Below are 18,515 nucleotides of genomic sequence, written 5' to 3'. Positions count from 1 at the left end.
GCATGCCCGACCTCGAGTCCTACCCCTTCGTCGGTGCCCTGGCCTTTCTCTTCCTCGTGGCCCTGCTGCGTGGTCAGGTGACGTATGCGCTCGCGCGGCTCGTGACCGAGCAGGCGCTGCGGCACACCCGTCCGCGCGGTGGCACGGCGGCGTCGGTGCACCGGTGGCTGGACGGCGAGGCCGTGGGTCGCGGGCGGGCGGTGGTGCAGCGCTGGGGCCTGGTGGCGGTCTCCTTGTGCTACCTCACCGTCGGGCTGCAGACACTGGTGCTCGCAGGTGCGGGCACGATCCGTATGCCCTGGGCACGGTTCACCCTGGCGCAGCTGCCGGGCGCCCTGGCCTGGGCGGCGATCTACGCGACCATCGGCTTCGCGGTGTGGGCCGCCGTGATCGGGGCGGCGGTCAGCGGTCACCCGCTGCTCGCCGGGCTCGTGGCCCTGGTGGCCCTCGCAGGTGTGGTCACCGGGCACCGGCTGGTGCGCCGCCGCCGACGAGCGGCGGGAGAGACCCTCAACGCTGCAGAGCGGCCTGCTGCTCCTGCTCGATGATCTCGAGCATCCGCTCGGCCGGGTAGGCGCCCTGCAGGACCTGGGTGTTGATGAGGAAGGTCGGGGTCGAGGACACGCCCACGGAGCGGGCCTCCGCCGAGTCCGCCTCGACAGCGGCCAGCAGTTCCTCGTCCTCCAGGTCGGCCTCGAACTGCTCCAGGTCGGCGACGCCCACCTCCTCGGCGATCTCGAGGAGCTCGTCGCGGCCGTACTCGCCGTGGCCCTCGGTCGACAACGCGAAGACCGCTTCCTGGAACTCCTCGCGCCGATCCTGCTCCGCGGCGGCCCGGGCGGCGACCGCGGCGAGCCGCGAGGTCTCCTCGAAGATGACGAAGTCGCGGAACTCGATGCGCAGCGTGCCGTCCTCGACCAGCGGCAGCAGCTCGGGCCGGATCTCGAGGTGGAAGCGGGCGCAGTAGGGGCAGCGGTAATCGGCGTACTCGATCATCACGACGGGGGCATCGACATCGCCGACCGCCATCGGGTCGTCCGGATCGCGGCGCTGCAGGTCCAGCAGCAGCTGCTCGACCTCCGGCGAGGGGCTCTGCTGGGTGGCGCCGGGGTCGGCCGCCCCAGCGCCTGTCCCCCCTTCCGAGCTCGCGTCGCCGTCCTGGGTGGCGTTGCGGTCGGCCTCGCCGGTGGCCCCGCCGCTCTCGGTGCCCTCCCCTGCGGTGCCGTCCTCGTCCCCGGCGGCGCCCTCGCCTTCCGCTCCGCCCTCGGGGACCGCGCTCTGCGTGGCGGTCGCTTCGGCCGGACCGGACGCGTCCTCGCGGTCACCGAGCGCCAGCCAGGCGATGAAGGCGACGACCAGCGCGATGACCACGGCGGCCACGGCCCAGGCGATCGCGACGACGGTGCGGTCACTGCTGCGTGCTGCTGGCTCGCTCACCCCGCCAGCGTGTCACACGCGCGGGTCGGTTTGGCCGGACACCCCGCGCGTCCGCGCCGCGACCCGACCGGACAGACCCGGCGTCCGCGCCGGGCTGACACCATGGACGGGTGCGTGCCTTCATCGCCCTGCTGCCTTCCGCCCCCGTCGCCCGCGAGCTCGACGCCCTGCTCGAGCCGCGCCAGGACGCCCTGGCGCCTCGCGGCCACTGGCGCTGGACCCGGCCGGAGCACCGGCACCTCACGCTCGCCTTTCTCCCCGAGCTGGAGGAGTGGCGCGAGGAGGCCCTCGTCGAGGCCGGTGAGGAGTGGGCGGCCCGCGCCTTGCCGGTGCGGCTGACCCTGCGCGGCGCCGGTGCCTTCCCCGACCCGGCGCAGGCGCGGGTCCTCTGGGCGGCGGTGGAGCAGGCCGACCCGGGCTCGCTGCAGAGTTGGGCGCAGAGCCTGCGCGCGCTCGCCAGCCGGGCGGGTGCCGCAGTCGAGGGCACGCGGTTCGCCCCGCACGTCACCCTCGCTCGGTCGGTCGGGCGACCCCGCGCCGCCGGCCACCTCGTGCAGGCGCTGGACACGCTGCATACCTCGTCGTGGGTCGCGGACGAGGTATGCCTGGTCCGCTCCGAGCTGGGCCAGGGCCCGGGCGGCACCCCGCGGTATGCCGTCCGCCACACCTGGTCCCTGCGCTGACCGCCCACGTGCCGGGCCGCGACCCGTCCACGCAGGACTCCGCCCGCTCACGACCCCCTCTGGAAACCACCCTGGTGCACAAGCTGGTGACACCAACGTCGCTTGAGCGACGCGCGTGACGCAAGGTCCTGCACGAGGAGACGCACAAGCGTGCTCAGAGGTCCTGTGGTGCGTCAGTTCCGGGCCCTCCGTCCGGACGGCGCCCCCTGCGGCGAACGGAGGTCAGGGGGACTGGGTGACGCCGGCGCCGTCCTCGATCTCCGGCAGGTCCGCGGGCGGAAGGGTGGTGACGACGGCGTCGTCCGGCGGGGTGACCTCGACGGTGGTCGGGTCGGCCTCGGACTCGTCGATGATCTGCTCCACCGGCTGCACCTCGACGTCCAGGTCGGGCGAGCAGGTGCGGCCCTCGGGCGGCTGCGGCTGGATCGTCCGCCCGTTGATGAGGCTGACGTCGTCGAACTGCGGGCGCCCGGACACCAGGTTGCGGTAGCTGTAGCGGGTCAGGCTGCTGATCGCGCAGTCCTCGCCAAAGGTGAGGATGTCGAAGCTGTAGGGGTTGCCCAGGAGCTCGCCGGCGGTCTCGGGGTCCTCCTCGGCCGCTTCCTGCGCCTCCTCGGTCAGCGGCGGCAGCCGGAACTGGTTGACCAGCCCGCCACCGGTGAACGACCCCACCTCCAGGTGCTGCCCGGTGAGGTCGCGCCGGTGCATGTGCCCGTTGATCACCACGGCGCCGGCCCCGACCCGGTCCGCGGCATACGGCTGGTGGGTCAGCACGACGTCGCTCGGCGCCAGCCCGTCGGTCGCCTCCCGGAAGCGCTCGGCGAGGGCGCTCTGGTCGGCCCCGTAGTCGTCGCTGCGCTGGTTGAAGTAGCGGCTGTCGTTGAAGCCAGTGATCGTCACGCCGTGCACCGTGGCCTGCTGCAGGTCGCCCTCGCTTGGCTCGAGGAGCACGACGTTGGGGACCTGCGCCATCCGTTCGAGCACGCCCTCGTCGCGGGCGAAGGCGCCGTCATGGTTGCCGCGGACGTAGAGGTAGGGCACGCCGAGGCTCTCGATGCCCTCGTAGATCCCGGTGAGGTCGCCCTCGTCGGCCCGCCCGAAGTTGAGCAGGTCCCCGGCGTCGATGACGGCGTCGATGTCCTGGGTCTGCACGATCTCGCGCATGAGGGGGTACTGGTTCATCCCGTGGATGTCGCTCACGAGCAGGAAGCGCGCCGCGGCCGGCGCCTCGACCGCGTCCGGGCTGAACTCCTCCCGCATCGCGGAGGAGAGCGCGAGCAGGTTGGTGACGTAGACCGCGCCCTGGTCGGCCTTGCGGTCGAGCCCGGCGAGGATGTCGGTGTTCTGCTCGACGAGCGAGAGCAGGCTGGTGGTGCGGAACTCGGCGACCCGGTCGGTCCGATAGGTCAGGTATGCCGCGCCTCCCGGCACGAGCATCGCCAGCACCGTCGCGACGCCTGAGGCGACCACCGCGTGCAGGTAGCGGTCGCGGGTCGGGTGGGCCGAGGCATACGCGAGCATGACCAGGACCGTGGTCGCGAGCGCCCCGGCCGCGAACTTCCAGGCGAGCTGGGCGACACCGGCGTCGATCGCCTCCCGCAGCTCCTCCGGGCCGGGCTCGAGGTCGGAGGTGCGCAGCTGGCCCCGCCGGAGCAGGTCGGTGACCTCGTCGCGGACCTGGACCTGACCCTCCAGCCCGGGCGCCGGCAGCACGGCGCGGGCGAAGGACACCTCCATGTCGCCCACCACCGTCGGCAGTCGCACCGTCGAGTCCAGCCGCGGCTCCACCGAGATGTCCGCGGCGAAGTAGCGCGTCTGCGTGTGCACCGGCCACAGCTGCGTCGCCACGATGCCACCGGTGAAGGCGAGCACGAGCAGCAGGACCACGACGCCGGTGCGTCGCAGCCCCGTGGTGACTGTCGCGATGCGCTCACGGTTGCCCATCGGCGTCGAGCCTAACGAGCACCCCACGCGCAGCCGTGCGGGGTAACGTCGGCGGGCATGGCAGAGCACGCGGACGTGGTCGTGGTCGGGGCGGGGCTGGCAGGGCTGGTCGCCACCGCCGAGCTGGTCGCCCGCGGGCGCCGGGTGGTCCTGGTCGACCAGGAGTCCACCGCGCACCTCGGCGGGCAGGCGTGGTGGAGCTTCGGCGGGCTCTTCCTCGTGGACAGCCCGGAGCAGCGGCGGATGCGCATCCACGACTCGGTCGAGCTCGCGTGGCAGGACTGGTGCGGCAGCGCAGGGTGGGACCGGCTCGGTGACGTCGACGACCCCGGCGAGGACGACTGGGGGCGGCGCTGGGCCCGGGCCTACGTCGAGTGGGCGGCGGGGGAGAAGCGCGCCTGGCTGCGGGAGCGGGGCGTGCGCCTCTTCCCGGTCGTCGGGTGGGCCGAGCGGGGCGACGGCACCGCCACCGGTCACGGCAACTCCGTGCCGCGCTTCCACCTGACGTGGGGCACCGGGCCGGGGCTGGTCGAGCCGTTCGAGCGGGTCGTGCGGGACGGGGTCGCGGCCGGGCTGGTCCGGCTGCGCGGACGTCACCGGGTGACCGGGCTGGTCAGCACCGACGGGGCGGTGACCGGGGTGCGCTGCGACGTGCTCGCGGAGGACCCGGTGGAGCGGGGTATGCCCACCTCCCGCGAGGTCGTCGGCGAGGCGGAGCTCGTGGCGGGCGCGGTCGTGGTCACCTCCGGCGGGATCGGGGCGAACCACGACCTGGTCAGGCGGTTCTGGCCGGAGCGGCTCGGGCCGGCGCCGCGGGAGGTGGTGACCGGTGTCCCGGCCTACGTCGACGGCTCGATGCTCGACCCGCTCGAGGGGGCTGGTGCGCGGCTGGTCAACCGGGACCGGATGTGGCACTACGTCGAGGGCATACCCCACCACTCGCCGGTGTGGCCCGGGCACGGCATACGGATCCTGCCGGGCCCGAGCAGCCTGTGGCTGGACGCGACCGGCCGGCGGCTCCCGGCGCCCTACCTGCCCGGTTTCGACACCCTCGGCACCCTCGCGCACCTGCGCAGGACGGCACCGGACCACGACCACAGTTGGTTCGTGGCGAGCCGGACCGTGCTCGGCAAGGAGTATGCGCTCTCCGGGTCGGAGCAGAACCCCGACCTCACCGGGCGCTCGGTGCGGCAGGTGCTGGGCAGGGTGACGACCGACGTGCCGGCCACGGTGCAGGCCTTCGTCGACCACGGCGCCGACGTCGTCGAGGCGAGCACCGTGGAGGAGCTCGTCGCGCGCATGAACGCGCTGACCGGCGAAGACCTGCTCGACCCGGCGGACGTCCGGGCGCTGGTCGAGGCGCGCGACCGCGAGCTCGCCAACGGCTACGGCAAGGACGTGCAGGTGGCGCTGGTGCGGGCGGCACGGGCCTCGCTGGGCGACAAGCTCATCCGGACCGCAGCGCCGCACCGCTTCCTGGACCCGAGGCACGGGCCGCTGGTCGCCGTGCGGCTGCGCGTCCTGACCCGCAAGACCCTTGGCGGGGTGCAGACCGACCTCGACTCCCGCGCGCTCGACGACCGCGGCGACCCGATCCCCGGCCTGTATGCCGCCGGCGAGGTCGCCGGCTTCGGCGGCGGCGGGGTGCACGGCTACCGGTCGCTGGAGGGCACCTTCCTTGGCGGGTGCCTCTTCACCGGGCGCGCGGCGGGCCGGGCGGCCGCGGCATGAGCCGATGACGGCCTGGGGCGCGACCCTGTCGGCCGGGAGCGGCACGATGCCCCACACGCCGACCGAGTGCTTCCGGCGCAGCCCCCTGGATCCGCGCGAGATGGCGCGCGGCTCCTACGACCTCGGTCCACGGGGGACGCTGTCGCTGGCTCTGGAGGACCGGGCGGGAGCTCGTGGCCGGTGGGACTGCCAGGAGGTGGCCTGCGGCGAGGCGGAGCAGCGGCACCCGCTGCCGTTCCCGTATGCCGTGATGCCGCTACGCCTCGACGGCGTCGACGTCGGGTGCGAGCGGCAGCCCGTGGAGCCGCGCTCGCGCTCGCCGCTCCGGGCGCGTGAGCAGCTCGTGGCCACGGCTGGAGAAGACGCCTGGACGTATACCGTGCGTGGACCGCGCGTGCCGCGCCCCGACCAGGAGGTGACCCGGGGGACGCACCGTGCCGGGCTGGCGCGTGCCGACGGGACCGTCCTGACCGAGCACCGTCTCCCTCCGCTGCTCGACAGCTTCGGCTCCGGGACCCCGGACTCGCTGGAGGTGGCCTGGGTCGAGGGGGTTACGGTCGCAGAGCTCGTGATCAGCCTGATGTGGACGACCGACGGGCTCTACCGCGGAGTCGCGCCTGCGGGGCTGCGGACGGCGAACCTCGACTTCTGGTGAGGCGCGTCGACGCCGTTCATGGCCGGTGCCGCGGCGTCTCCCGGTCCTCGTGCAGCAGTAACTGGCGCAGCGCCCCTCGCAGGCGCTCCGGCTCGCGGGTGGGGACCACCACCGGCCCCTGTCCGTCAACCACCATGCCGACGCTCTTCATACCCAGCGGCACGGCATACCCGCCTCCGACCGTCTGGCCGCGGACCTGGTCCTCACCTGGGCCACTTACGCTCCACGGGTCGATCGTGCTCAGCGGGATCCGGTCCCGACCGACGCGGAACTCCCGGTCGGTGATCCGCAGCTGCCCGTAGAGGTTGATGCTGAACAGCGTCAAGGCGGTGATGCCGGCCAACGTGACGAGCAGGGCGAGCATGATCGGCGCGTTCCGCGGGTCTTGACGCCACATCCAGCCAGCCAGGGTGACCGTGACGACGGCAAGGATGACCCAGGCCACGGCCGGGATCGGGCGATGGCGGTAGTGGACCCGGTCATCCATGTCGCCATCGTAGGTGTGGTTGGCTGCACCCGTGGACTTCGCGACCCTGCGCCGCAAGGCGAGCACGGCCGCGCTGCTCGGCTTCCGGGTGACGCCGGGGCCGCTGAAGCGGGCCGTGGTCCGCACCGTCGCCCCGAGCTACACCGTCGGAGCGGTGTGCGTCCTGGAGCACGACGGGGAGTTCCTCGTCCTGTGGCAGCCGCACCGGCGCGGCTGGAGCCTGCCCGGCGGCCTCCTGGGCCGTGCGGAGGAGCCGGCGGACGCGGTGCGGCGGGAGGTCGCCGAGGAGGTCGGGCTCGACGTCGACCCCGGTGACCCGGTCACGGTGCGGGTCGACCCGGTGGAGCAGGGGGTCGACGTGGTCTTCCGGGTGCGTCTGGACCAGCGGCCCGACCTGGCGCTCGCGACCGAGGCGCGCAAGGCCCGGTGGACCAGCCGGGCCGAGCTCGGGCCGGCCGACCGGGACACCCGAGGCATCCTGGACGTGCTGGCCCGGGCCGCGGACGCGCCACGCCCGGGGCGGCTGCTCGACCTGCCGCGCTAGGGCACGGCTGTCACAGTGGTGGCTATGCGACGACCTCTTACTCTTCTCGCGCTGGTCGGCGCGCTGACGCTGGGGGCCTGCGGTGGCGGGGACGACGGAGGCGCCCGGGAGGGAGCGGCTGGCACGCAGGCAGGTGCCACCTCGGCGGCGCCCGAGCCCGACGACGGGGAGGCGCCCGACGGGGGAGAGGGCGAGGGCGGCGAGGAGTCGTCGGCCGAGGTGGCGCCCACGACCGAGGAACCCGCCGAGCTGCCGCGCGGCGGCCGGGAGATCTTCCCGGACTTCCGCCTCGTGGGGTATGTCGGACATCCCGACTCCCCGGCGATGGGCCGGCTGGGCATCGGCGACCCCGACGAGCGCGCGGCGGAGATCGAGACCGAGCTGGCCCGCTTCGCCGGCGACCGGGAGATCTTGCCGGTGCTGGAGCTCGTGGTCTCGATCGCGCACCCGGTGCCCGGTGCCGACGGCAGCTTCCGCACGCAGGTCACCGACCAGATGATCGAGGACCACCTCGACCTGGCCCGCCGGCACGACGCGATGCTGCTGCTCAACATCCAGACCGGCGCGGTCCCCTTCCCGGACGAGGTGCGCGACTTCGAGGAGTGGCTGGTCGACCCGGACGTGGGGGTGGCCCTCGACCCGGAGTGGGCGGTGTCGCCCGGGCAGGTCCCCGGCGAGGTCTACGGCAGCACGACCGGCGCCGAGCTGGACGAGGTCGCGGCATACCTCGCCGGGCTGGTGGAGGAGCACGACCTGCCGGAGAAGGCGATGGTCTACCACCAGGTCCACGCGAGCGTCGTGCAGGACGAGGCGGCGCTGACCGAGCACGACGGTGTCGCGGCGATCAAGTCGGTGGACGGCATCGGGCACCCGCAGGACAAGGTCTCCACCTACGACCTGGTCAACGAGTCCACCCCGGAGCACGTGCACGGCGGCTTCAAGCTCTTCCTCGAGGAGGACGTCGAGTTCGGCCCGCTCATGACGCCCGAGGAGGTGGCCGAGCTCGACCCCGAGGTGGAGTACCTCATGGTCGAGTGAGTCGCCTGTCGTGGGACAAGCACCTCATCGAGAACGTCGTTTCAGCATGGCGACGCTCAGGATGATGCCGGGAGTCGCGAGCAACGTCATGAAAAGAGTCCGCATCACGATCCTTCTGGGTCCTGGCGCCAGGTGGTCTGTCCAGTAGTACCCAGCAGCACCAGCAGCGAACGCTACTGCCGCCAGCACTCCAACGGTCCAGTTGGACATCTCCAGTTCCTCCGTCGACAGTTGTCACTCTTATTCCCTGCAGTGACTGTACCAAGTTTAATTCGGGTACAGTCGCAGATGCGGCCTATTGGTGGGGCATCGAGCATTGTCACTCAGCCAAACTGAAGCAGCAATGGTAGCGGCCACCTTGCCCACATCGGTTGAACTGCACGTAGAATCCAATGTCATTCCATCCAGCCGATACGCTAGGGCCGAGTTCGGAGCCGCCTTCGCCAGGCCCTTCGCTGACCAAGTTCTCTGCCGGCGCTGCGAGTTGGGGCTCAAGTTGACGCAGTACGGATGGATCAACAGGGCGAAACGTGGGAGATCCCGATTCTGACTGGGTGATACCGAGATCTGCACGCGAGATGTCGGTAAAGTTCTTGGTTGGGTTGGCTGATTCCCAGTCCTTTTTCAAGGTCTCGAATGAACTCTCTACCTCCCTGTACGAGGGGGCGGCAGGTGACGCCGAGCCCATGCTGGGGGCAGTTCGATCATGTCTGCCTTCTTGAGAAGGCGAAGCCGTCTCCGGGTGCGTGCTCGAGGATGACGTGGAGTTTGGGCCCGCTCATCTCATGACGCAGGAGGCCACCGCCGGGGCGCAGCGCCCCTCCGCACCTGAGCCAGGGCAGGTCCGACGGCGCCCGGGGTGAGGTGGATGAGGGAGTACCACGCCAGGATGCCGTCATACCGGGCATCGGGGGCAGGGTCGTCGGTGCCATCCACCTCGAAGGAGATCCGCGCTGAGGTCGAGACCGTCGACGAAGGCGGCGTACTCCGCCGCTCGAGCGCCGTAGGCCCCGGGTGTGCTCGATGCCACGCTCACGGCGCGACGGTGAGCAGGATCTTGCCGATGTGCTCGCTGGCCTCCATCTCGCGGTGCGCGGCCGCGGCGTCCTCCAGCGGGTGTCGCGACTGGATGAGGGGCCGGACCCGACCGTCCTCGATCCAGGGCCACACGTGCTCGCGCACCTGCCGCACGATTTCCGCCTTGTTGCCCAAGGACCGGGAGCGCAGCGAGGTCGCCATGACCGTCGCCCGCTTCATCAGCAGGGACCCGAGGTCCAGCTCGCCGGTGCGGCCGCCGAGGAGCCCAACGACGACCAGTCTGCCGTCGTGCGCGAGCGCGCGGACGTTGTCGGTGAGGTACTTCGCGCCCACCACGTCGAGGATGACGTCGGCGCCGCCGCCCCGGGTCGCCTCCCGCAGCTCCTCCACGAAGTCCTGCTCGCGGTAGTTGATGAGCACCTCCGCCCCCAGCTCGCGGCAGGCGGCCAGCTTGTCCGCCGATCCGGCGGTGACTGCCACCCGGGCGCCGAGCGCCTTCGCGACCTGGATCGCCATGGTGCCGATGCCGCTGGAGCCGCCGTGGAGCAGCGCGGTCTCGCCCTCGCCCAGCCCGGCCTCCATGACCAGGTTGCTCCAGACGGTGCACGCCACCTCGGGCAGCGCAGCGGCGTCCGCCACGGGTATGCCGTCGGGCACGGGAAGCAGCTGGCCGACCGGGACGGCGACGGTCTCGGCATACCCTCCGCCGGCGAGGAGCGCGCACACCTCCTCACCGATCGACCACCCCGAGTCCTCGGTCCCCTCGCCGAGCGCTCTGATCCGGCCGCTGACCTCCAGCCCGGGGAGCTCGGAGGCACCGGGCGGCGGGGGATAGACCCCCTTGCGCTGCTGCACGTCGGCGCGGTTCACCCCCGCGGCGACGACGTCGACGAGGACCTCGCCGGCGCTCGCGGCAGGGGCGGGCACGTCGGCGGGGACGAGGGCGTCGGCCTCACCGGGCTCGGGGATCGTGATGGCTCGCATGCTGCTCACCCTAGGAGGCTTCAGCTCACAGCGCTGACCTGACGTCCGTCTGAGCGAAGTCACCCCCCTTGAACAGCAGCGGGGCATCTCGGCTCTGTGCGGCGGCGTAGGCGAAGCAGTCACCCAGGTTGAGGGATGCTGGGTGGCGCCCCTTGCCGAAGCGGCGCCAGGCGTCGACGGCGATCGACGCCTGTGCAGCGTCGAGCGGTGCGATGTCGACCCCGAGCCGGTCCAGCAGCAGTCTCAGATCCTGGGTCGCCTCCCGGCCTTGCCGGGTCTCCACGACGATGCCGACCTCGACGGATGTCGCGGCACTCATCAGGAGGTCCCCGGCGGCCCGCTGCATGACTCGGAGGAGGGTTTCGGCGTCGGGCTCGCCGAAGATGACGGCGGCGACCGCCGACGTGTCCAGAACGATCGTCACCCGGGCAGCCCCGCCTCGTCGTAACCGACGATGTCCTCCGGCGTCCGCGCGTCGATCACGGGACGCGACGTCCTCTGTCGATGATCCCCTCGAGCTCGTCCGTGCCCTTCTCGGCCCGGGCAAGAGCGGTGACCCGGGCCAGGCGCTCCTCGATCGCGCGCCTCGCGGCCACGGTGATGGACTCGCCCGTGGCGTCGGCGAGCTCCCGAGCCAATCGGTCCGTCTCGGCATCCTTGATGTTCAGCGCCATGGGTCCACCATACGAGGAAGAAAGGAGGACAGCGAGGCAGATCAGGTGGGAGCCTGGGCCAACCGGAGGGCGCTACCCGATGACGATGCCCGCGATCGCGGCGCTCATGAGGTTGGCCAGCGTCGCGGCGAGGATGGCGCGGATCCCGAGCTCGGCGATCTCGCGGCGCCGGTCCTTGACCAGCGAGCCGAGGCCGCCGAGCAGGATGCCGAGTGATCCCAGGTTGGCGAAGCCGGTCAGCGCGAAGGTCACGATGGCCGCGGTCTTGGGGCTGAGCTGGTCGATGATCGGCGCGAAGTTGGAGAACGCGACGAACTCGTTGACGATGACCTTCTGCCCGACGAAGCTACCGGCGGTGGTCGCCTCGCCCCACGGCACGCCGATGACCGTCATGAGGGGGGCGAAGGCATACCCGAGTATCTGCTCGAAGGTGAGGTCCGGCTGGCCGAACCAGCCGCCGACCGTGCCGATGAGCAGGTTGACCAGCGCGATGAGCGAGATGAAGGCGAGCAGCATCGCGCCGATGTTGAGCGCGAGCTTGAGCCCGTCTGCGGCGCCCGAGGCGGCGGCGTCGATGACGTTGCGGTACTCCATCCCCTCCAGGTCGTCCTCGTCGTTCGGTATGCCGTCGCCGTCCTTGTCGCCCTCGGGGTCCGCCGGCTCGTCGCTCACCAGCCGGTCCTGCCGCTCAGCCGCCTCCGGGATCTCCTCCGGCAGGACGAGCTTCGCCATCATCAGCGCCCCCGGGGCCGCCATGAAGGACGCTGCGATGAGGTATTCCAGCGGCGCGCCGAGCAGCGAGTAGCCCACGAGGACCGAGCCCGCGACCGTGGAGAGCCCGCCGACCATGACGGCGAACAGGCCCGATCGGGTGAGCCCCTTGAGGTAGGGGCGGATGACCAGCGGCGCCTCGGTCTGGCCGACGAAGATGTTGGCGGCGGCGTTGACCGACTCGGCCTTGCGGGTCCCGAGCGCCGCGCCCAGGCTGCGCCGAGCTTCTCCACGACGAACTGCAGGATCTTGAAGTGGTAGAGCACCGCCGTCAGTGAGGCGAAGAAGATGATGACCGGCAGCACCTGGAAGGCGAAGACGACCCCGGCGTCCTCCCCCTGGGGCAGCACCGGCCCGAAGACGAACTGGATGCCGGCGTTGGAGGAGTTGATGACCGCCTGCACGCCCTGCGAGACCTGCTCCAGCGCCCGCTGCCCCCAGGACCAGTAGAGGACGAGGATCCCGAAGAGCACCTGGATGCCCAGGGCCGCGAGCACGGTGCGCCAGCGCACGGCGCGGCGGTTGGTCGAGAGCAGCAGCGCGAGCGCGATGAGCGCCGCCATGCCGCCGATTCCCCAGAGCACGTCCATCGTGACCTCCTGGTATGCCTCGTCGTGGGTAGCGCCGACCGTACCGCGTGGTGCGGGGTCGGGGTCAGGGTGGTTAGTCTGTGGCCACGACCAGTCGACAGCGAGGGGAGCGGTCGTGGAGCCGAGTGAGCAGCAGCAGGCGGTGCGCGCGGTCGCGCAGCGCTTCGTCGAGATCGCGCCGGCCGGGTGGGCCCGGCTCGTGGGCAACTGGGAGGCGACCCGGGTCGACGGCCAGGTCAACCTCAACTACCTGACCCTGGCGGTGGTCGACCTGCAGGACCGCTGGGGGATCGGGCAGCTCGACTTCGACGAGCCGCTCTACGACCTGGTCGTCGAGCTGCACGAGGGCATGGGCTCCTCCGGGGATCGGTGGAGCGTGCTCGACCTCGAGGTGGACGCCGACGGGGCGTTCCGCACCTCCTTCGGCTACGGCCAGCCCAAGCGCAGCCTCGGCATCGAGGACGAGGAGTCGATGGGGCGGTTCCAGAACTACCTGGCGACGTGGGTCGCCGAGCACGGCGAGCGCCCGCAGCGCTGAGCGCGCGGGCATACCAGGACGAAGGGGGAGCGCGATGGCGGGCGACGACGAGGTCACCATGGTGCCCAACCCGTACCGGACGGCACTGGAGCAGGCGCGGAACCGGTCGGTCGACCCGGCCGGTGACATCAAGGAGGCCCTCGACAAGGCCGACCGGGCCATGTCGTCGGGGTGCTGGGTGAGCACGACGGCCGACGACTTCGGCGCGGCGCTGGCGGAGCACAAGCGGACCCTGGGGCGGGTGCGTGGCGACGCCATCCAGGACTTCGACGACGCGATCGCGGGCCAGCCCGAGCGGGTGGAGTCGACCGCCTGGCAGACCCGGTGGCAGAATATGGCGGGGTTGCGCTGATGGCGACCTGCTCGATCCACATCCCGGGCTTCACCGACCTCGTCGCGGGCGTGGAGAAGGTGCGCTCCGACCTGCCGCTCGACCGGAGCACGGTGTCCGGCAACCTCAGCGGGGTCATGCTCGGGACCGGCTCGCTCTCCCGGGTCGACGACGTGCTCAGCTGGGCCGACGATGAGGTGCGCGGCCTACACCGGCGACTGGCGATGGCGCAGCAGATCGAGGCCTCGACCCCGGGCGTGCAGATGTATGCCCAGTTCGACGAGGACGACGTCTCCACCAAGAGCCAGGCCCAGGTGGAGGCCGACGCGAAGAAGGTCGCCGACTACCTCGAGGAGGGCGGGGAGATCCCGCAGGAGATCCTCGACCTGCTCGCGGAGGGCCAGAACGACCCCTACTTCGCGCAGGCCCTGGCCGAGCGGGTCGACCTGGAGGACCTGTCCAACACCATCGCTGGCGCCGGGACCCCGCCGGTGAGCACCGGCTACGACCCGGACTACCAGGAGAAGGTGGAGGCCTGGCGTCAGGACTACGACGCGCTGCTGGACGGTCTGGGGCAGACGATGGGTCTGGCCTCGCGCGGCACCGGCGACGTGGCCCCTCCGGAGGGGTGGAGCCAGCAGTGGATTGACGCGATCACCACGACCGAGCCGCCCGGTCAGGCCTCCCGGCTGGCGGCGGTGGTGTCCCGTGGCCGGTGGTCGACCGACTTCACCGTCGACCTCACGCAGGCGCTCTACGACTACGAGACGGGGGACGAGGGCCACAAGGGGATGTGGAACGCCAGCGCGCATCCCATGGGCACCTATGCCGGTGCCACGCTGCCGGACGGCACGCAGGCCTACGACCCCATGGCACTGGTGCTAGAGGCTGTCGCGAAGGATCCCGAGGCGGGGATGCGGATCTTCGAGGAGTCGGGCACGACGACGGTGGAGGTCGACGGCGAGGACCACGAGGTGAGTGTCTTCATGGACTACCTCATCTCGCAGCGGAGGTGGCCCGTCGACGACGGTGAGGCCGCAGGCCAGATGATCCTGGCCGCCGCCACCCCCTACGAGGGGGGATCGGTCTACTCGGCCGAGGTCGCCGACGACGCCTACTGGGCGAGCGAGGCCTTCAAGCAGGAGGTGGAGTCGCGCGGCGAGGACGACCCGTGGTGGTCCTCGGCCGGGCACATTGTCCTGGACGCCCTTGGCCTGATCCCCGGGATCGGCGAACTCGCCGACCTCGCGAATGGCGCCTGGTACTACGCCGAGGGCAATGTCGTCGACGGATCGCTGTCGATGGTGGCACTGGTCCCGCTCGGTGGGCAGGCAGCCACCGGTGCCAAGTGGGGGCGGAAGGTCCTGACGGGCGAGGCGGCAGAGGCCGTCCTCAAGAACCTCGACAACGTGCCGCTGAACCAGATGGATGAGTCGGTGCAGCTGCTCGCCAAGGCCGACAACGTCGAGCCCGGCGTCTTCCGGTTCGACTCGATGGACGACTTCAACCGGGCTGCCAACAATCCCCACCCCAACGTGCGCTACGAGTACGACGGGATGTCCTGGCGCACCGATGTCGAGGGCAGGCCGATCGAGGTCGGTGGGGAGCTCAAGCTCAACCCTGTCGGCCGTAACGACCCCAAGCTGCAGACCGACATCGGGAAGGGCCCGGGATCACGCGACTCCGATGTGGGCTTCCACCTCATCGCCGACTCCCTCGGTGGCCCGACCAACCGGCTCAACGTCCTGCCCGGCAACGGCAAGCCGATCGACGACGGGCTGGCGAACCTCAACCAGGGCGCCTACGCGAAGATGGAGCGAGAATTGCGGGACGCCCTGAAGCACGGCAAGAGTGTCAACATCGACATCCGACCGATCTACCCCGACGCCAGCGATTGGAGACCGTCCGAGTTTCGAGTCACTGCGTTTGTCGATGGCCGGCTCCGGCGCTTCGGGCCGTTCGTCAACAAGTAAGGAAGCACTATGAGCCAGGACATGCTGATTGATGAACACGTTGAGCACATTGTTGCAGTCCTAACTGCCGAACACTCGCAGTGGATTCGAGCGGTGGCGTGGGTGGGGCGGCTGCAGGACAGCGCTGGGACGCCAGCTGAAGGTGACATTTACCTCAATCGCGTTTTGTGCTGGGAGGACGGGGAGGTCGTTCCGAAGTACTACGCCGGCGTCGACGACTACGACGCCTATCTCGCTATTTCGCAGATGACTTCTGACGTCGATTGGACCCAGTTCAGGCTGGTCGCAGATCGAGATGGCGGCCGACAGGTCGAGTTCGTGACGAACGAGCCGCGGCGTCAGGTCGAAGGCTCAGCAACCGACCCGTACTGGCACCAGGTCGACGACTACCTCGAACTGAACCGGGAGGAGGTCGATGCGCTTGTGGATCGGCTGCGGGACAGTGGCGACCTACCAGGAGAGAAGAAGAAGTCGGGCCGAGGGGTGCTCAGCTATTTTCGACCAGGCACCTGACGGCGAGCGCCGGGGGGGTCTGACAGCGACACAGCGCAAAACGCTAGTTGGACGCCCTCATGCGTGCAGAGTATGTCGGTCCATCAGCAAAGAGGAGAGACGATGTCTTCAAGCGAGCTCGAGACGGCCGTTGGCGACATCGTCGATGCCTTCGCTGAGTCGTTTCCGAACTGGATCAGAGTCGTGCTCTGGATCGGCCGTCTGGACTACGAGGCGCGCCCCACCGACACCAACATCCGGCTCAATCGAGTCTTGTCGTACACAGGTGGCGAGGTGGTCGCCGACTACTACACCGTGATGCGCACGATGTCTCCGATCTATCGGCGTATCGATGCGCTGACGCATGACGTGGACTGGGCCCAGTGCCGGATTGTGGCTGACCGCGACGGCAAGCACCAGATCGACCTTGTGACCGACGAGCCGCCGCGAAACCTTGAGGGCGCAGGGACTGACCCCTACTGGCGCCAGGTCCACGACTATCTGGAACTGAACCGTGAGCAGGTCGATGCTCTTGTGGAGCGGCTGCGAAGCAGCGGCGCCTGCCCGGTGGGGAGAAGAAGCGGGGCCGAGGGGTGCTCAGCTACTTCCGCCCGGGTACATGATCAGAGACCACGAGAGCATGTTCACATGAGCGACCCAGCATCGGTGGACCGGCAGGTGGAGGTGATCGTCTCCCTCGTCACCTCCGAGCACCCGCTGTGGATCCGCGCGGTGGTGTGGGTCGGCCGACTTCAGAATGATGACGGCTCACCTGCCGAGAGCGACATCTACCTCAACCGGGTCCTGTGCTGGAAAGACGGTGATGTCGTCGCTGAGTACTACACCGGGTTTGACGACTACGACGCCTACCGCGCGATTTCGCAGATGACGTCTGACGTCGATTGGACCCAGTTCAGGCTGGTCGCAGACCGAGATGGCGGCCGACAGGTCGAGTTCGTGACGGACGAGCCGCGGCGTCAGGTCGAGGGCTCGGCAACCGACCCGTACTGGCGTCAGGTGCATGACTATCTGGAACTGAACCGTGACGAAGTCGATGCGCTCGTGGAGCGGCTGCGGGCAAGCGGGGATCTTCCCGGTAAGGAGACGCGTGGCGGACGCGGTCTGCTCAGCCTCTTCCGACACCGTCGCGGCCAGCCGTCAGCTTCGACCCGAGAGGACTCTCGCGATGGATGAGCAAGCGCGGCTACACCTTCAGCGCTTCGCCGAGGCCTACCGCGAGTCCGCGCCCGAGGGCTGGGTGCGCATCGTCACTTGGTGGGCCAAGTTGGGCGACAGTGCTGATGAGGCGTCTATGAGCGCGGTCCAGTCGCCCGCGGAGGTAGTCGTCAGGGGAGCCGATGGTGTGCTACGGCAGGAGTCGCTGGCCCCAGATTTTCCCTGGATGCACGTCAAGGCGATGGACGAGGCGCTCAAGGGGGAGCCGGAAGAAGGATGGCTGGTCATGCGGGTCGAGATCGACGCCGACGGCCACGAGCCGCGCGTGGGGTTCGACCACGACACGCTGGTCCGGGCGGAAACATCGCTCCAGGACCCGTGGGCGGACGAGGTACATCACTACCTGGAGCGGCACCGTGAGGAGCTGGAGCGGATGAGCGGACCGGCCACGACAAGCACACCGGAGGACCAGCCGCGCCGTCGGTGGAATTGGTGCAGGTCGTGATGAACAAGGTGGAGGGAGTTGCAGTGCTGTCAGGCGAGCTCGATGCGCAGGTCGGCCAGATGGTCACCGCCTGCACCCAGGACTTCCCCGACTGGATCCGGGTGGTCATCTGGGTGGGCAGGCTCATGGACGGCAGCGAGCCCACGGACACCACCATCCGCCTCAACCGTGTGCTCTCCTACCGAGGCGGCGGGGTGGTGGCCGACTACTACACCGGCCTGGGGACGGCACCGATGTACCGACGCATCGACGAGCTGACACAGGACGTGGACTGGACGCAGTGCGGGATTGTGGCCGACCGCAATGGCGCACGCCAGGTGCAGTTGGTGAAGGACGAGCCTCGGCGTCAGGTCGAAGGCTCGGCAACCGACCCGTACTGGCACCAGGTCGACGACTACCTCGAACTGAACCGGAAGGAGGTCGACGCGCTCGTGGAACGCCTCCGAGCGAGCGGGGACCTGCCCGGGGAGAAGAAGTCGCGACGGGGAATTCTCGGGCTGCTTTCAGGTGGAGCATGAGTGCCGACACTGGCGATCTCCAGGGGACTCTTGCCCCGCACCTCGACGAGATCGTCGCGACGCTGGTCGGGGGCCAACCGGCGTGAATCAGGGTGATCTTCTGGATAGCACGTCTGGCCGAGCCGGACGGGTCCCCGGCACCTGCTCATCTCAGGCTCAGGCTCAACCGGGTGGTGTCCTGGGTGGACGGCGCGGTCGGCGCGGTCGGCGCGGCCTATGGCAAGGCGTTCGGGCTCTCGGACGAGCTGCGGGCCGTGGACGACAAGACAGTCACTGTCCGTGGACGCAGTTGAGACTGGTGGCAGATCGTGATGGCCAGCGCGAGCTGCGGCTGGTCGATGATGAACCTCGCCGACAGTTCGACGACTCGGCGAGCGGCCCGTACTGCCGACAGGTTCACGACTAC

General features: G+C 70.2%; 20 protein-coding genes and 1 pseudogene. 14 read left to right on the top strand and 7 right to left on the bottom strand.

Going from position 1 to position 18,515, the window contains the following annotated elements; translation table 11 throughout:
* Positions 1–2 precede the first annotated feature (2 nt).
* Positions 3–548 carry a DedA family protein gene (locus BJF80_RS09475; RefSeq protein ID WP_075813133.1) on the top strand — a complete coding sequence of 182 codons (546 nt, stop codon included), beginning with the start codon at positions 3–5 and terminating at the stop codon, positions 546–548.
* Here BJF80_RS09475 and BJF80_RS09470 read toward each other — a convergent pair.
* Complete coding sequence (locus BJF80_RS09470; protein ID WP_075813131.1) at positions 511–1,437, bottom strand: DsbA family protein; 927 nt, start codon at positions 1,435–1,437, stop codon at positions 511–513. The genes BJF80_RS09475 and BJF80_RS09470 overlap by 38 nt on opposite strands.
* Before the next feature lie 110 nt (positions 1,438–1,547).
* Here BJF80_RS09470 and thpR point away from each other — a divergent pair, with 110 nt between their 5' ends.
* Positions 1,548–2,120: an RNA 2',3'-cyclic phosphodiesterase gene (gene thpR / locus BJF80_RS09465; RefSeq protein ID WP_075813129.1), complete on the top strand. Its 573-nt coding sequence runs from the start codon at positions 1,548–1,550 to the stop codon at positions 2,118–2,120.
* A gap of 222 nt (positions 2,121–2,342) precedes the next feature.
* Here the strand turns inward: thpR and BJF80_RS09460 are convergent, their stop codons facing one another.
* Positions 2,343–4,064: a metallophosphoesterase family protein gene (locus BJF80_RS09460; RefSeq protein WP_143554061.1), complete on the bottom strand. Its 1,722-nt coding sequence runs from the start codon at positions 4,062–4,064 to the stop codon at positions 2,343–2,345.
* Between the two features lie 57 nt (positions 4,065–4,121).
* Between BJF80_RS09460 and BJF80_RS09455 the strand changes: the two genes are divergently transcribed.
* Positions 4,122–5,795 carry an FAD-binding dehydrogenase gene (locus BJF80_RS09455; RefSeq protein WP_075813125.1) on the top strand — a complete coding sequence of 558 codons (1,674 nt, stop codon included), beginning with the start codon at positions 4,122–4,124 and terminating at the stop codon, positions 5,793–5,795.
* A 4-nt stretch (positions 5,796–5,799) separates the two neighbouring features.
* The gene (locus BJF80_RS09450) at positions 5,800–6,450 is read left to right on the top strand and encodes a hypothetical protein (RefSeq protein ID WP_075813123.1); all 651 of its coding nucleotides are present in this window, start codon (positions 5,800–5,802) and stop codon (positions 6,448–6,450) included.
* 16 nt (positions 6,451–6,466) lie between these two features.
* Here BJF80_RS09450 and BJF80_RS09445 read toward each other — a convergent pair whose 3' ends face one another.
* Positions 6,467–6,937, bottom strand: coding sequence for a DUF3093 family protein (locus BJF80_RS09445; protein ID WP_075813121.1), 471 nt, complete (start codon positions 6,935–6,937; stop codon positions 6,467–6,469).
* 31 nt (positions 6,938–6,968) lie between these two features.
* Here BJF80_RS09445 and BJF80_RS09440 point away from each other — a divergent pair, with 31 nt between their 5' ends.
* Together BJF80_RS09440 and BJF80_RS09435 are read left to right on the top strand one after the other, a co-directional pair.
* Positions 6,969–7,481: an NUDIX domain-containing protein gene (locus BJF80_RS09440; protein ID WP_075813119.1), complete on the top strand. Its 513-nt coding sequence runs from the start codon at positions 6,969–6,971 to the stop codon at positions 7,479–7,481.
* Between the two features lie 24 nt (positions 7,482–7,505).
* Positions 7,506–8,519, top strand: coding sequence for a hypothetical protein (locus BJF80_RS09435; protein ID WP_075813117.1), 1,014 nt, complete (start codon positions 7,506–7,508; stop codon positions 8,517–8,519).
* 1,032 nt (positions 8,520–9,551) lie between these two features.
* Here BJF80_RS09435 and BJF80_RS09430 read toward each other — a convergent pair.
* The 4 genes and pseudogenes from BJF80_RS09430 to BJF80_RS21580 form a co-directional block, all read right to left on the bottom strand.
* Positions 9,552–10,541, bottom strand: a complete 990-nt coding sequence (locus BJF80_RS09430) for an NAD(P)H-quinone oxidoreductase (protein ID WP_075813552.1) — start codon at positions 10,539–10,541, stop codon at positions 9,552–9,554.
* Between the two features lie 25 nt (positions 10,542–10,566).
* Positions 10,567–10,965, bottom strand: coding sequence for a type II toxin-antitoxin system VapC family toxin (locus BJF80_RS09425; protein ID WP_083673578.1), 399 nt, complete (start codon positions 10,963–10,965; stop codon positions 10,567–10,569).
* A gap of 55 nt (positions 10,966–11,020) precedes the next feature.
* Positions 11,021–11,215 carry a type II toxin-antitoxin system VapB family antitoxin gene (locus tag BJF80_RS09420; protein WP_237767522.1) on the bottom strand — a complete coding sequence of 65 codons (195 nt, stop codon included), beginning with the start codon at positions 11,213–11,215 and terminating at the stop codon, positions 11,021–11,023.
* Between the two features lie 72 nt (positions 11,216–11,287).
* A pseudogene (locus BJF80_RS21580) lies at positions 11,288–12,576 on the bottom strand (NupC/NupG family nucleoside CNT transporter).
* Positions 12,577–12,691: 115 nt separating this feature from the next.
* Between BJF80_RS21580 and BJF80_RS09410 the strand changes: the two are divergent.
* The 8 genes from BJF80_RS09410 (at position 12,692) to BJF80_RS20785 (ending at position 18,402) form a co-directional block, all read left to right on the top strand.
* A complete protein-coding gene (locus BJF80_RS09410; protein ID WP_075813115.1) occupies positions 12,692–13,114 on the top strand; it encodes a hypothetical protein in 423 nt (140 codons plus the stop codon).
* 34 nt (positions 13,115–13,148) lie between these two features.
* The gene (locus BJF80_RS09405) at positions 13,149–13,466 is read left to right on the top strand and encodes a hypothetical protein (RefSeq protein WP_075813113.1); all 318 of its coding nucleotides are present in this window, start codon (positions 13,149–13,151) and stop codon (positions 13,464–13,466) included.
* Complete coding sequence (locus tag BJF80_RS09400; protein WP_075813111.1) at positions 13,466–15,418, top strand: DNA/RNA non-specific endonuclease; 1,953 nt, start codon at positions 13,466–13,468, stop codon at positions 15,416–15,418. Before BJF80_RS09405 ends, BJF80_RS09400 begins: the two co-directional genes overlap by 1 nt.
* Before the next feature lie 9 nt (positions 15,419–15,427).
* Positions 15,428–15,931: a hypothetical protein gene (locus BJF80_RS09395; RefSeq protein ID WP_022925777.1), complete on the top strand. Its 504-nt coding sequence runs from the start codon at positions 15,428–15,430 to the stop codon at positions 15,929–15,931.
* 102 nt (positions 15,932–16,033) lie between these two features.
* Positions 16,034–17,104, top strand: a complete 1,071-nt coding sequence (locus tag BJF80_RS09390; RefSeq protein WP_075813109.1) for a hypothetical protein — start codon at positions 16,034–16,036, stop codon at positions 17,102–17,104.
* The gene (locus BJF80_RS09385; RefSeq protein ID WP_075813107.1) at positions 17,097–17,591 is read left to right on the top strand and encodes a hypothetical protein; all 495 of its coding nucleotides are present in this window, start codon (positions 17,097–17,099) and stop codon (positions 17,589–17,591) included. The genes BJF80_RS09390 and BJF80_RS09385 overlap by 8 nt, the downstream gene beginning before the upstream one ends.
* Positions 17,591–18,109, top strand: a complete 519-nt coding sequence (locus BJF80_RS09380; protein WP_143554060.1) for a hypothetical protein — start codon at positions 17,591–17,593, stop codon at positions 18,107–18,109. Before BJF80_RS09385 ends, BJF80_RS09380 begins: the two co-directional genes overlap by 1 nt.
* 170 nt (positions 18,110–18,279) lie before the next feature.
* Entirely contained in the window at positions 18,280–18,402 is a 123-nt protein-coding gene (locus tag BJF80_RS20785) for a hypothetical protein (RefSeq protein WP_269087392.1), read from the top strand.
* Positions 18,403–18,515 lie beyond the last annotated feature (113 nt).

Origin of the sequence: Serinicoccus sp. CUA-874, assembly GCF_001942225.1 — a bacterium.
Taxonomy (GTDB): domain Bacteria; phylum Actinomycetota; class Actinomycetes; order Actinomycetales; family Dermatophilaceae; genus Ornithinicoccus; species Ornithinicoccus marinus.
The sequence above is the reverse complement of the archived record's forward strand: the minus strand, read 5'-3'. Positions and strand labels throughout refer to the sequence as shown.